Here is a 12,673-nt window from a genome sequence, read left to right as displayed (position 1 = left end):
GGCCGAAGCCGGGGCGCTTTTTCGTCAAGCTGCTATCAGGCGGTGAACTTCACCTTGCGACGACGCGCCAGGATGAAGAGCACGGCGCCCGCGGCGAGCAGAGCAGCCGCACCGGCCGCGATGCCACCGGCGGCGGCACCGGTCAGCGGCAGGGTCTCCTCGTCATCGCCGCCACCCTGGCCGGGGGCCGGGGCGGGGGAGGTGGTGGCGCTGGCGGACGGGCTCGGCGAGGCGCTGTTGCACTCGGCCGGCTTCTCCTCGGAGTCCCACTTGATCGCCTCGAACTCCTCACCCTTGAACTTCGGGGTGACCTCGAGACCCTTCTCGCCCTTGAAGGTGACCTTCTTGGTCTCGCCCGGCTTGGCGGTGATGGTCTGAGCCGCGCCCTTGTTCGGGGTGAAGGTGACCTCGATGGTGGTCTTACCCTTCGAGTTGTCGACCTGGAAGATCAGCGAGTCACAGGTGACCTGGTAGGCGCCCTCGAAGTCGTCCTCGGGCTGCTGGCAGTCCTTGGGCTGCTCCCACTTGCCGACGAGAACCGGCTTGTCGCTGCTCTTCTCGGTGACGACGACCTTGCCGGCGTTCTTGGCCGGGATCGAAACGGTGACCGGCTCCTCGCCGGCCTTGACCGTGACGTCCTTCTTGAAGTCGGTGCCGACGACGGTGAACTCGGCGTCCTTCTTGGCGTCCTTGCCGTTGGACAGCGTCACGGTCACGCCGTCACAGCTGGAGGCGAGCTGCGCGTCCGGCTTCGGGGCGTCCTTGGTGCAGGTGTCGTCGAAGGTCACGGTGCCGGTGGACGGCGTCTGCTCGGCCCACCACTCGCCGTTCTTCTCTTTCCACATGGCCTTGACGGCCAGGGTGACGGACTTGGTGCCGGCGGCGACCTTCTGCGTACCCAGGATCGGCTCGCCGCTCTTGAACGGGAAGTCGAGGCCCCCGGTCTCCTTGATGCCGTCGATGGTGCCTTCCGGCGTCACCTTGACCTCAGCCAGCTTGAACGGCTGCTCCTTGTAGACGCCGACGGCGTCGACGGACCAGTTGACGGTCCAGTCGCCGGTGGCGGTGTCACACGTGGGGGTGCCCTTGACCACGCTGTGGTGCGCGCTGGCGGGCGAGGCGAAGAACGCGACACCGGCGAGGCCGATGAGCGTTCCAGCGACCACGGCGGTGGAACGCCGCAGCTTGGACTTCAGCAGGTTCACGCCTACTCCTGTAACTGGGGAAAAACGTTCAGGGGTGTGCGCAAGGAAGCGGCGAGCCGTCACCGAGATGGAGAATGGGCGATGGCCTGCGACAACGCCTCCCCACGTCGTCGGCCGGCGTCCGGTGGAGGACGCCTGCAACAGCGCCTGACCATAGTCACTAATGCCTATCTAGGAAATCCCTCAGAGGATCCTAAGGGTGTTGTTGCAGATTCGTGATCTTCCCTTAACTGAGGGAATTTGCCTCGGCGCTGAGCGTGGTGATGCTCTGCGCATTTGTTCACTCGCAGGACACAATGAGTAAGTAGTCAAGTAGTTTCCGATGCGTGTTCATCGCAGAATCGCGTGAGGCGTCATGACCCGGATCATCGCCGGCGCGCACGGCGGCCGGCGTCTGTCCGCGCCCGCCGGCGCGGGAACCCGGCCCACATCGGACCGTGTGCGCGAGGCGTATTTCAGCGCGCTCGATTCGATGATCGATCTTTCCGGCGTTCGATTTCTTGATCTATATGCCGGCTCGGGCGCGGTCGGCCTGGAGGCGATCTCGCGCGGCGCCGCGCACGCGCTTCTGGTCGAGGCGGACGGCCGCGCGGCCCGGACGATCCGGGACAACATCGTCGCGCTGCGCCTGGGTGGCGCCGCCCGGCTCGTCACCGGCAAGGTCGCGCAGGTCCTGGGTTCGCCGCCGGACGGAGGACCGTACGACGTGGTCTTCGCCGACCCGCCCTACGCGGTGACCGACAAGGAGGTGACCGAGGTGCAGACGGCACTGGCCGAGCTGGGCTGGCTGGCCCCGGACGCGGTGGTGACCATCGAGCGTTCCACCCGGGGCGCGTCGATGAGCTGGGTCGACGGCATCACCGCCGATCGCAGCAGGCGTTACGGGGAGACCACTCTTTGGTACGGTCGCCGATCATGAGACGAGCGGTGTGTCCCGGCTCCTTCGATCCGGTCACCAACGGCCACCTCGACATCGTCGGGCGGGCCAGCCGGCTGTTCGATGAAGTGATCATCGGCGTGTTGATCAATCAGTCGAAAACCGGCCTGTTCACCATCGAAGAGCGCATCGAGATGTTGCGCGAGGCGACGTCTTCGTACGCCAACGTCCGGGTGGCCTCGTTTCACGGGCTTCTCGTCGATTTCTGCCGTGCCCAGGGCGCGGCGGTGGTTGTCAAGGGTCTGCGCGCGGTCAGCGATTTCGATTACGAGTTGCAGATGGCGCAGATGAACATCGGGCTCTCCGGCGTCGAGACACTGTTCATGCCGACGAACCCGCTGTACTCATTCCTGTCGTCGAGTCTCGTCAAGGACGTCGTGAAGTGGGGTGGCGACGCCTCGGCGTACGTACCGGACTTCGTCGGCGAGCGTCTGGTGACGCGCCTCAAGCAGAACTAAGGGACGCATCGGCGCGCCGGTGCGTCCCTCCGCGGTGACCCACGCAGTACCGTGAGCGAACCACGTGGAAAGGCAGGAACCGGTGGATCCGCTCGACCGTATCGACGAGATCATCGAGCTCGTACAGGAATCACGCTCCGTGCCCATGTCGCGGACGAATTTCATGTTCGACCGCAACGAGATGGTCGAGCGTCTCGACGAGCTGCGCTCCGAGCTGCCCAGCGAGCTGCGCAAGGCGGCCGCCGTGCTGGAGGAGCGGGACCGGATCATCGAGGCCGGCCGGCGCGAGGCCGACCGGATCATCAGCGAGGGTGAGACGGAACACGCCCGCCTCGTCTCGGTGAACGAGATCACGGTGTCGGCCGAGCACGAGGGCGCCCGGATCATCGCCGAGGCCCGTACGGAGGCCCAGCGCCTGCGTGAGGAGGTCGACGACTACGTCGACACCGCCCTGGCCAACTTCGAGCAGTTCCTGACCCGGGCGCTGGCCTCGATCGAGCGCGGACGTGACAAAATGCACGCCCTCCGCGAGATCGGCAACTTCCAGGGGGAAGATAGTGAACGGCCGCTGCCGTTCTAACTCCTGCGCGGGGGTAACCCCGGATTCGACGGTACGGCGGCAGCTCAGGTAACCTTTTCTGTCGGCCTACCCAGGCTGAGGAACAACGATGCCCAAGTCACCACAGAGTCACCTCGATCCCAGGCAGCCGCTCGTCGCTGACACGACGAAACTTCCGCGCCAGCCTGGTGCGACGCGTGCCCTCAAGCGGGTGATCCCGGCCCCGGCGGACCTCGGACTGGAGTTGCTCTCGGTTCCCGAGGGGTCGGACGTCGAGCTCGATCTCGTGCTCACGTCGGTCTCCGAGGGGGTGTACGTCAGCGGCAACGCCCGCGGCTCGCTGGTCGGCGAGTGCGGTCGGTGCCTCAACGAGATCAGCGAGTCCTTCGATGTCAAGATCGCGGAGCTGTTCGCCTACGAGGACAGCACCACGGAGGAGACGACCGACGAGGACGAGGTGGGCCGGATGCAGGGCGACCTGATCGACCTGGAGCCGGCTCTGCGGGACGCGGTGGTGCTGACCCTGCCGACAAACCCGCTCTGCCGACAGGACTGCCCAGGCCTGTGCCCCGACTGCGGGGTGCACTTCGACGACCTTCCGGCTGGTCACAGCCACGAGGAAGTCGATCCCCGCTGGGCCGCTTTGCGTAACCTATCGAATACCGAGGAGTAAGCCGTGGCCGTCCCCAAGCGCAAGATGTCGCGCAGCAACACCCGGTCCCGCCGGGCGAACTGGAAGGCGACCGCGGTGCAGACCGTGGCCTGCCCCCAGTGCAAGTCGCCGCACCTGCCGCACACCGCGTGCGGGGTCTGCGGCACGTACAACGGTCGTCAGGTCCTCGAGGTCTGAGACAGCGCTAGGTGACGCGCCCGATCATCGGGCGGATCGCACCTGCGCAACGGCGTCCCGGTGTTTCGGTCTCCCCGCAGCTAGCTGCCGGGGAGCCGGGCACCGCGCGGATCGCCGTCGACCTCCTCGGCGGGGACAGTGCTCCCGCCGTCGTGGTTGACGGCGCTCTGCGTGCCTGCCAGGCCGATCCCGCCCTTCACCTGTTGCTCGTCGGACCGGCCGAGGCCGCCGACGAGTTTCTTGACGCCCTCGACCCGGCCGAGCACGGCCGGGTCACTCGCATGCCCATAGCTCCCGGCGAGCGCGTGGAGAGCTGGGTCGAGTCGGGTGTCCGCTCCGCCGTGCTGGCCGTCGCCCAGGGCGAGGCCGACGCGGTGGTGTCCGCCGGCAACACCGGCGCCACCGTGACCTCGGCCGCGCTCGGTCTGGGACGATGGCCCGGCGTACGGCGCCCGCCGCTCGCCGCCGTGCTCCCCACCCGCGCCGGTCGTCTCGTCCTGCTCGACGTGGGTTCGTCCGTCGACCCGGACGAGGAGACCATGGCCACGCACGCCCGGCTCGGCGCCGCCTACGCCTACGTCGTGCACGACGTCGCCGCACCCGCCGTGTGCCTGCTGACCATCGGCACCGAACGGGGCAAGGGCGACCGGTTGCGCCGTGCCCTGCCGCCCGCGCTGGCCGCCCTCGCCCTGCCGGGCGGCGCCCGGTACGCCGGGCTGGTCGAGGGCAACGACGTCGTCACCGGCACCGTCGCCGACGTCGTCGTGACCGACGGGTTCACCGGGAACATCCTGCTCAAGGGGCTCGAGGCGGCGTACGCCGAACTCGGCCCACCGTCCACCGCCACCGGCGCACCGCCCCCGCGCGCCGCCCTCCTGCTCGGCGTCGCCGGCACCGTGGTGGTCTGCCACGGCGCCGCGTCCGGGCCGGACGTCGCCGCGGGCATCGCGTTCGCCGCCGACCTGCACCGCCGGGCCGCCGTCGCGGCCATGGCCGACATGATCGACGCACAACGAGGTGTCTGAAGATGAGTGATAAGCGCCGCCGGCCACCGACCCTGCCTCTGGAGGAGGCATTCGGCGTCCCGATCGAGCCCGCCCTGCTCGAACGCGCGCTCACCCACCGTTCCTACGCTTACGAGAACGGTGGCCTGCCGACGAACGAGCGCCTGGAGTTCCTCGGCGACTCGGTGCTCGGCGTCGTGATCACCTCGGCGCTGTTCCACAACCACCCCGACCTGCCCGAGGGGCAGCTGGCCAAGCTGCGGGCGAGCGTGGTCAACATGCACGCGCTGGCCGACGTGGCCCGCGGCCTCGGCCCCGAGGGGCTCGGCAAGCACCTGCTGCTGGGCAAGGGCGAGGAGACGACCGGCGGCCGGGACAAGGCGAGCATCCTGGCCGACACGCTCGAGGCGCTTCTCGGCGCGATCTACCTCGACCACGGCTTGGACGTCGCGGGCGAGGTGATCCACCGGCTCTTCGACCCGCTGATGGTCGAGTCGGCCAGCCGCGGCGCCGCCCTCGACTGGAAGACGAGCCTGCAGGAGCTGACCGCCGCGCTCGGTCTGGGCGTGCCCGACTATCTGATCGAGGACTCCGGTCCCGACCATGCCAAGACCTTCACGGCCTGGGTCGTGGTGGCCGGCGAGCGGTACGGCGGTTCCGAGGGCCGCAGCAAGAAGCAGGCCGAGCAGCGGGCCGCCGCGGCCGCCTGGCGCATCCTCACCGAGCGCACCGCCGAGCCGGACGGCGCCCTCCTCGACAAAGCGGACGAAAAAGACACGGAGTGAGCGTCGCGGTCGAACAGCGCCCGCGGCTCTGGGATGCCGCGGGCGCGTGGCGGGGCGTCGGGACCGCGATCGGCGTCTTCGCCCTGACGCGGGTCGCTCAGCTGCTCGTCCTGGGCTGGCTCGACGCCGCGTCGGACGACCCCGTCGGCGTACGGAATCGCCTGCTCGTCTGGGACGCCGGCTGGTTCCTGAAGGTGGCCGTCAACGGCTACCCGCACGGCTACACGTACGACGCGGCCGGCCACCTGCAGGGCAACGAGCTGGCCTTCTTCCCGGTCTACCCGCTGTTGATCAGGGCCGTCGCCGCGGTCGGCATCCCGGCCTCGACCGCCGCCCTGATCGTCACCTGGGTGGCCTCGGTCGGCATGGCGGTCGCGCTGCACCTGCTCGGCACGTCGCTCTACGACAAGCGGGCCGGCTGGGCCCTGGTCGCGATCTGCTGCACGGCCCCCGTGTCGATCGTCTTCTCCATGGCGTACTCCGAAGCGGTCTTCTTGGCCCTGGTCGCCGGCATGCTGGTCGCCGCTCATCGCCGGGTGTGGTGGGCGGCCGGGCTGTTGGGAGTGTTGACGGCGTTGAGCCGGCCGACCGGCGCGGCGGCCGCCGTCGCCCTCGCGGTCGCTGCCCTCCTCGCCGTACGGGAAGATCGCAAGCAGGCTTGGAAGCCCCTGCTGGCAGCCGCGCTCGCGCTGGCCGGGGTGCCGCTCTTCCTGGCCTGGGTCGGCTGGCGCGTCGGCGATCCGGCGGCCTGGTTCCGGATCCAGGCGGCCGGGTGGGGCACGGCGTTCGACTACGGCGCCAGCACGGTCAGATTCCTGGCCACGACCTTGAGTACGGGCGACGGCTGGGTCCCGGTCAGCGTGGCCTTCATCCTGCTGGCCGCGGTCGCCGCGGCCTGGGTCGCGCTGGCCGGGAAGCCCTGGCCGCCGCTGGCCGTTTACGGATTGATCGCCATGGTGCTCGTCTACGGGCAGGCCGGCTTCTACCACTCGAAGCCGCGGCTGCTCGTCCCCGTACTGTTGACGCTGCTTCCCGCGGCGATCGCCGCCTCCCGGGCCCGCCCTCGGGTGGCGATCCTGTCGATCACGGCGTGGGCGGCGTTCGGCCTCTGGTACGGCGCCTACCTGGTCGCCGTGTGGCCGTACACGTTGTAAGGAGACGTCGAGTGCCTGAGCTGCCCGAGGTCGAGACCGTCCGGCAAGGCCTGGCCAAATGGGTGACCGGCCGGACGATCAGAACCGTCGAGGTGCACCACCCGCGTGCGATCCGCCGGCACCTGCCCGGCGACGCGCACTTCATCGCGCTGCTGACCGGCCGGACCATCGTGGACGTCTCCCGGCGCGGCAAGTACCTGTGGTTCCCGCTCGACTCCGGTGACGCGCTGATCGGCCACCTCGGCATGAGCGGCCAGCTGCTGATGCAGCCGGCCGACGCCGAGGACGAGAAACACCTGCGCATCCGGTTCACCTTCACCGACGACGGCCCCGAGCTGCGCTTCGTCGACCAGCGGACCTTCGGCGGGCTGTCGCTGTCCGAGGGCGGCGCCGAACTGCCCGACGAGATCGCGCACATCGCCCGCGACCCGATGGACCCGCTCTTCGACGACGAGGCGTTCGTCGCCCGCCTGCGCGGCAAGCACACCGAGATCAAGCGGGCGCTGCTCGACCAGACCCTGATCTCCGGCGTGGGCAACATCTACGCCGACGAGGCGCTGTGGCGGGCCCAGCTGCACGGCGCACGGCCGACAGATCAACTGACCAGGCCGGCCGTACGCCGTCTGCTCGCGCACGTCAGAGATGTCCTCGGCGAGGCGATCGTGGCCGGCGGGACCAGCTTCGACGAGCTCTACGTCAACGTGAACGGGGAGAGCGGCTACTTCGACCGGGCGCTCAACGCGTACGGCCGGGAGGGCGAACCGTGTCACCGCTGCGGCACCCCGATCCGCCGCGAGCAGTTCATGAACCGCTCGTCGTTCAGCTGCCCCCGCTGCCAGCCCCGCCCGCGAACGATCCGGCACTGATGTACGGGCTGGCGTCGGTGGCCAGCCCGAACCCGGCACCCCGGCGCCCCATCAGGCGCCGGGCGGCGGTGAGCAGCGCGGTCGGCACGCCGTGCACGATGTGCCCGTCGCCCGGCCGGACGCCGTCGCCGTCCCAGCTCTGATAGGCCTCCCAGGGGCCCTCGAAGGTGCAGATCCGCACGCCGAGATCCCGGTAGAGCGGGTGCGTGGGCACACCCGGGTTGAGTACGACGCGGTGCAGCCCGCGGCGGGCGGCCAGCCGGATGGTCAGGGCGACCGGGCCCACCCCGCCGGAACCGGCCGGGGCCCGGTCGAGGAAAAGGCCCTCGGCGCCGTCCGCACGCCAGGCGTCCACGTCGGCCAGCACATCGGCGAGCGAGCGGCTGCCCCAGTCGAGGTCGATCCGGCCCAGCGACTGGTGCAGGGTGCGGCGCTCACCCGGCAGATCCCGGACGATCCAGGTGTCACCGTCCAGCGGCAGCTCGGGCGACGGGTGCGCGTACGGGGGGAACAGGGTCTTCACAGCGTTCTCCGTTCGTGGGGCACGGCTTGGTGCGCGGTGTTCGTGCGCGACGGTCACAGCGCTTGTTGTTCGCGGGCGGTCGCGGCGTCCTTGGCGCGGACGGCGTTACTGCGTTCGCCGATCGTCGGCGGCGGTCATGGCGACCACGAGCAGGCCGGCCAGGTGGGTTGCGGCGAGCACGGCGACGGCGTCGGGCAGGGCGCCGGCCGCGGGCAGCGGAAGGATCGGAAGGGCGGCGAGGACCACCGGGGGCGCTGCGGCCAGGGTGGTGGCGAGACCGGTACGGCCGCGCGCGGCCAGCAGGAACGTGACGGCGAAGACGCCGCCGAGCAGGGTGCCCCCGGCCAGGCCGAGCACCTCCTCCCCGGACTCGGCGGGAAGCTGGTAGGCCCCGACGGCCAGGGCCACCCCCACGGCCAGCGGCGGCAGCAGCCCGGCCAGCGTGATCAGGGTGACGCCGCGGACATGCTTGCGGTACGCGGCCTGGTCGGGCGCGGTGTCCAGACCGGCGTCCACCTGGTCGGTGTGCCAGCCGATCAGGGCCTCGAGGATGGGCACGGCGAGCAGCAGCGGCAGCCAGAACGGCACTGTCGAGCTGGGCGCGGCCTGCCAGAGCAAACCTACGCAAATCGCCTGAGACCCGCCGATCGCCCCGAACATGCCGCCCCGCCGCAGCTCGGTCGGGGTAGGCCGGGGCATCCGGCCCCGCAGCCCGGGAATGACGACCGGGCGGAACGCGCGCACGGTGGCCACCACGATCGCGGCCGGCAGCAGCGTACCGATCGGCAGCTCGCCCGCGACCGGGGCGCCGGCCAGCCCGGCCAGGGTCGCCCCGGCCAGCAGCCAACAGGGCAGGCTCCACCCGACGAGCGCGGCCTCCGACCGGGTGACCAGGGCGGCGGTCACCGTGGCCAGGCTGGCCAGACCGCCGAGGCCGATCACCAGGGCCAGGCCGCGTTCCGGTCCGACCAGAACGTCGGGGGCGACCCAGACCAGCGCGCACCACAGACCGGCGACCGCGGCGAAGCCATAGCCCACCTGCCGAGCCGCCGCCGACGGCCCGGCATGCCGGGCGACCGCGGCACCGGTGCTGGTCAGCGCCTGCGCGGCCGCCCAGCCGAGCAGCAGCACGGCAACCGGCACCGGCCAGGCGACCCGTCCGAGCGGTTCGGCCGCGGCCACCGCGACACTGAGCGGCCCCAGATAGAGAGCACAACGCAGCAGAGCCGACCGCAGATAGGTACGCCGCCCCGGCGCCCGCCGCGCCCCTGGCTCAGCCGCCCCCACGCTCCGCGATCTCGGCTCAGCCGCCGCCGCACGCCGCGACCTCGGCTCGGCCACCGCCGCACGCCGCGACCTCCGCTCAGCCGTCGCCGCCGCGCGCCGCGACCTCGGTTCGGCCGTCGCCGTGCGCCATGAACGCGGCTCGGCTGCCGCCGGACGCCGCGATCCGGGCTCGCCGGCTGCGGCGCGCCGCAATTTGAGCTGGGCGGCGGTCGAATCGTGCCCCGGTCTCGGCTCGGCGGCCGGCTCGCGGTGCGGTGCGGGCACGGTGCCCAGCTCGCGGTGCGATGGCGGCTCGGCTGTTCGGTCGCGGTGCGACAGCGGGTCGGCTGTTCGGTCGCGGTGCGACAGCGGGTCGGCTGCTCGGTCGTGGTGCGACAGCGGGTCGGCTGTTTGCTCGCGGTGGGATGGCGGCTCGGCTGCTTGCTCGCGGTGTGATCGGGGAGCGGTGGTCGGCTCGGGACCTGGGCGCGGGTCGGTGGTGGGTGTGGGCTCGGCCGCGTCGGGCAGCAGGCTGATCGCGTGGCGTGGGGGTGCGGGGACGCGGTGCCGCTTCTTGCGGGGGGTCTGGAGGCGGGAGCGCGCGGGGGTGACGTCCTCCCGGACGCGCGGGGTGGTAGTCATCTGTCCTCCCGGACTAGCCAGCGGAGTGTGACCGGCGGTTCCGACCGGGGGGCCGGGACGGCCAGCGCCAGTTCGAAGGCGGCGGCCGGTGGGGGCGCCGCCAGGTCGGTGTAGAGGGCGCCGTACACCCGGACCACCCGGTCGTTGGTGAAGTGGGTGAGGGCGCGCCGGCGGGCCGCGTCGCCGAGCTGGCGGCGGCGCGACGGTGACCGGAGCAGGTCGGTGACGGCGATCGCCAGTTCGGCCGGGTCGTCCGGCTGGACCAGCACGCCCGCGTCGCCCAGCGTCTCGGCGGCCGGGCCCACGTCGACGCCGACCACGGCGCGGCCCGACATCATCGCCTCGATCAGGCGGTACGGCGGGTCGGCGGGGCCGGGTACGTGGGCCACCACGTGCCCGGCGGTGTAACGATCACGCGGGTCGGCGGGGAGCGGGTGCAGCCGTACGGACCGGCCCAGCCGCATCCGTTCGATCTGCTCGGCGCAGTGGTCCTCGTGGGCGGCGGTCACGCCGACCAGGTGCAGAACGGTGCCCGGGACCGCCGCCACGACCTGCTCGAACGCGGCCAGCAGCGGGGACAGCCCGCTGTCCGGGCCGCCGCTGCCGGCCCACACCACGGCGGGCTCGGTGTCGAGTTCGGCCGCGCCCGGATATTCGGACGGGTCGACCCCGGCCGGGACCTGGACGAGTTTGGCCGCCTCGGCGCCGTGCCGCAGCGCCCAGCCGTGGTGGTAGGCGCTGAGCGGGGCGATCAGCCCGGCCTCGGCGTATCCGGTCCGGGCCACGGCGCTGCGGAAGCGCCGGAGCACCGTGCGGACGGGCAGGGAGAGTCGTTCCTCGTGCGGTTTGTGCCGGGCGACCGGCGTGCGGGCCTCGGTGAGCAGCAGCGGCGTGCCGGTGCGCCAGCGCCCGGCGAGCGCGGTGAGCAGCGGTGTCGTGCCGCCCACGCAGTGCACCAGGTCGGCTTCGGGCATTCCCACGGTGAGCGCGCCGAGCGCGTGCCGCAGCAGCGTGGCCGCCGTGCGGGCGTCGCGCATGCTCAGCCGTCCCTCGGACCGCCACGCCTCGGCCAGCGCGTCGGCCAGTGGGAGCGCGCCCAGGATGGCCGGCCGCTCCGCCGCCAGCTCGGCGATCTGCCGAAGCCCTTCGGAGAAGACGAGGTCAGCGGGCACCCCCTCGCGCTCCCGATCATCCCGGCGGTCCCCGGCCTGGCGAGCGGAGAAGCCCGCGTCACGAGGGGAGAAGCCGGCGTCATGGGCGGAGAAGCCGATCTCGCGGGCACCGGAACCGATCTCGCGGGCACCGGAACCGATCTCGCGGGCACCGGAACCGGCCTCGCGGGCACCGGAACCGGCCTCGCGGGGAGATGAGCCGGCGTCGAGGGGAGATATGCCGGCGCCGAGCAGGCCCCGGCTGAGCAGGGACGCGGCGGCGCGGACGCGGTCGTCGGAGTCGCCTCGGCGGCGTTCCGGGCGGGCCGAGTCGCGGCCGACGGCGACGGCGCGGGCCGAGCGGACGTTGAAGGGCAGCGGGTACGCGGGTGCGGACGGCGGCTCGCGGTCCGTGACGGTGAGCAGTTCGAAGCGGAACCGGCGCAGCCCCTCGACGAGGGTGCGGCACCAACCGCTGAGCGCGTCCCGCCGGTACGGGTACCCGCCGCCGGTGAGCAGGCAGACTCGCTCTCGCGACGGGGTCGGATTCACGATGGGGGCAACGACGGACCGCCGCCGGGCGCGGGAGCGTGTCGGGTAGGCGACACAATTGGACGGTTTTCATCCGATTTGCCTACCATTATGACAGCTATTGTCCGGATTCGCGTTTGCCGGACCGTTTTGGATCTTTGCGAGCGTCCACATAACAGTCGTGGGGCGGCATAAGCCCAGGTGAAGCCGTCAAGGTGGCATGATTCACTCTCGCTCGGCGCTAGTGGCAGGTCGCTCGGCTTGACGGAAGTTGGGTATCGGCGGACTATGGAGAAGTCGCCAGTCGCGCCCACTCATGCCCGGTTCCAGCTTGGTATGAGAGATCTGCACCTTAAGAACCACATCTGACGGTGCATAGCTCTGTGCTCATGCGTGCCCTTGAGCATAGATGCGCGGTGCACTGGGCGCGCGTAGCGCCGGCCTCTCCGGCAACGCTTTCCACAAGAAGAAGCAGAGCTTCTCAAGGAGTCACCATGGCGAAGGCCCTCTTCGGCCACGTAGGTGCGGCGCCCGATCGGCGCCTGCTCGACGAGGTCACCCGACTGCGTTCCCGGGTTCAGTCCCTGGAGTTCGAGGTCACCCGCCTGCGGGCGGAAAATGATCGTCTCGCGGCGGCAGCCGCGGAGGCAGACGATTTCGCACGGCTGACCGAGCCCGCGCTGACCTGAGCCCCACCGGCCGTCGTGACCCGGCGGCCGCCGCTGTCCCCCTCGACGCACCC

General features: G+C 71.1%; 14 protein-coding genes. 10 read left to right on the top strand and 4 right to left on the bottom strand.

From position 1 onward, the window contains the following. Positions 1 to 35 precede the first annotated feature (35 nt). Positions 36 to 1,205, bottom strand: a complete 1,170-nt coding sequence (locus AB0C26_RS05905; RefSeq protein WP_360242130.1) for an LPXTG cell wall anchor domain-containing protein — start codon at positions 1,203 to 1,205, stop codon at positions 36 to 38. A gap of 355 nt (positions 1,206 to 1,560) precedes the next feature. Here AB0C26_RS05905 and rsmD point away from each other — a divergent pair, with 355 nt between their 5' ends. The 9 genes from rsmD to mutM all read left to right on the top strand — a co-directional run bounded on the left by rsmD (position 1,561) and on the right by mutM (position 7,818). Continuing rightward, positions 1,561 to 2,124 (top strand): 16S rRNA (guanine(966)-N(2))-methyltransferase RsmD, encoded by a 564-nt coding sequence (rsmD, locus tag AB0C26_RS05900; RefSeq protein WP_360242127.1) that lies wholly within the window; start codon positions 1,561 to 1,563, stop codon positions 2,122 to 2,124. Next, positions 2,121 to 2,600, top strand: a complete 480-nt coding sequence (gene coaD, locus AB0C26_RS05895; protein ID WP_097318367.1) for a pantetheine-phosphate adenylyltransferase — start codon at positions 2,121 to 2,123, stop codon at positions 2,598 to 2,600. The genes rsmD and coaD overlap by 4 nt, the downstream gene beginning before the upstream one ends. An 82-nt stretch (positions 2,601 to 2,682) precedes the next feature. Then, entirely contained in the window at positions 2,683 to 3,180 is a 498-nt protein-coding gene (locus AB0C26_RS05890; protein WP_097318369.1) for a hypothetical protein, read from the top strand. 88 nt (positions 3,181 to 3,268) lie between these two features. Next, complete coding sequence (locus tag AB0C26_RS05885) at positions 3,269 to 3,832, top strand: DUF177 domain-containing protein (RefSeq protein ID WP_360242123.1); 564 nt, start codon at positions 3,269 to 3,271, stop codon at positions 3,830 to 3,832. A 3-nt stretch (positions 3,833 to 3,835) separates the two neighbouring features. After that, entirely contained in the window at positions 3,836 to 4,009 is a 174-nt protein-coding gene (gene rpmF, locus AB0C26_RS05880; RefSeq protein WP_097318372.1) for a 50S ribosomal protein L32, read from the top strand. A 35-nt stretch (positions 4,010 to 4,044) separates the two neighbouring features. Beyond that, the gene (locus AB0C26_RS05875) at positions 4,045 to 5,034 is read left to right on the top strand and encodes a phosphate acyltransferase PlsX (RefSeq protein WP_360243571.1); all 990 of its coding nucleotides are present in this window, start codon (positions 4,045 to 4,047) and stop codon (positions 5,032 to 5,034) included. A gap of 2 nt (positions 5,035 to 5,036) precedes the next feature. Further along, complete coding sequence (gene rnc / locus AB0C26_RS05870; RefSeq protein ID WP_360242119.1) at positions 5,037 to 5,798, top strand: ribonuclease III; 762 nt, start codon at positions 5,037 to 5,039, stop codon at positions 5,796 to 5,798. Further along, the gene (locus AB0C26_RS05865; RefSeq protein WP_360242116.1) at positions 5,795 to 6,952 is read left to right on the top strand and encodes a hypothetical protein; all 1,158 of its coding nucleotides are present in this window, start codon (positions 5,795 to 5,797) and stop codon (positions 6,950 to 6,952) included. Before rnc ends, AB0C26_RS05865 begins: the two co-directional genes overlap by 4 nt. Before the next feature lie 11 nt (positions 6,953 to 6,963). Then, positions 6,964 to 7,818, top strand: a complete 855-nt coding sequence (mutM, locus tag AB0C26_RS05860) for a bifunctional DNA-formamidopyrimidine glycosylase/DNA-(apurinic or apyrimidinic site) lyase (RefSeq protein WP_360242113.1) — start codon at positions 6,964 to 6,966, stop codon at positions 7,816 to 7,818. Here mutM and AB0C26_RS05855 read toward each other — a convergent pair. From AB0C26_RS05855 to AB0C26_RS05845, 3 genes are all read right to left on the bottom strand, one after another. After that, entirely contained in the window at positions 7,772 to 8,341 is a 570-nt protein-coding gene (locus tag AB0C26_RS05855) for a spherulation-specific family 4 protein (RefSeq protein ID WP_360242110.1), read from the bottom strand. The genes mutM and AB0C26_RS05855 overlap by 47 nt on opposite strands. A gap of 105 nt (positions 8,342 to 8,446) precedes the next feature. Next, entirely contained in the window at positions 8,447 to 9,628 is a 1,182-nt protein-coding gene (locus tag AB0C26_RS05850) for a hypothetical protein (protein ID WP_360242107.1), read from the bottom strand. Between the two features lie 617 nt (positions 9,629 to 10,245). Then, entirely contained in the window at positions 10,246 to 11,952 is a 1,707-nt protein-coding gene (locus AB0C26_RS05845) for a DUF3492 domain-containing protein (protein ID WP_360242104.1), read from the bottom strand. A 473-nt stretch (positions 11,953 to 12,425) separates the two neighbouring features. Here AB0C26_RS05845 and AB0C26_RS05840 point away from each other — a divergent pair, with 473 nt between their 5' ends. Then, positions 12,426 to 12,620: a hypothetical protein gene (locus AB0C26_RS05840; protein WP_097318386.1), complete on the top strand. Its 195-nt coding sequence runs from the start codon at positions 12,426 to 12,428 to the stop codon at positions 12,618 to 12,620. Positions 12,621 to 12,673: the final 53 nt, after the last annotated feature.

This window comes from Actinoplanes sp. NPDC048796, from assembly GCF_040650035.1.
GTDB lineage: Bacteria > Actinomycetota > Actinomycetes > Mycobacteriales > Micromonosporaceae > Actinoplanes.
Note: the sequence above shows the minus strand (reverse complement) of the source record. Positions and strands in the feature narration are given on the sequence as shown.

Coding starts and splice junctions, on each gene's coding strand:
- rsmD (WP_360242127.1), top strand. CDS start 1,561: ATGACCCGGATCATCGCCGGCGCGCACGGCGGCCGGCGTCTGTCCGCG.
- coaD (WP_097318367.1), top strand. CDS start 2,121: ATGAGACGAGCGGTGTGTCCCGGCTCCTTCGATCCGGTCACCAACGGC.
- AB0C26_RS05885 (WP_360242123.1), top strand. CDS start 3,269: ATGCCCAAGTCACCACAGAGTCACCTCGATCCCAGGCAGCCGCTCGTC.
- rnc (WP_360242119.1), top strand. CDS start 5,037: ATGAGTGATAAGCGCCGCCGGCCACCGACCCTGCCTCTGGAGGAGGCA.
- AB0C26_RS05840 (WP_097318386.1), top strand. CDS start 12,426: ATGGCGAAGGCCCTCTTCGGCCACGTAGGTGCGGCGCCCGATCGGCGC.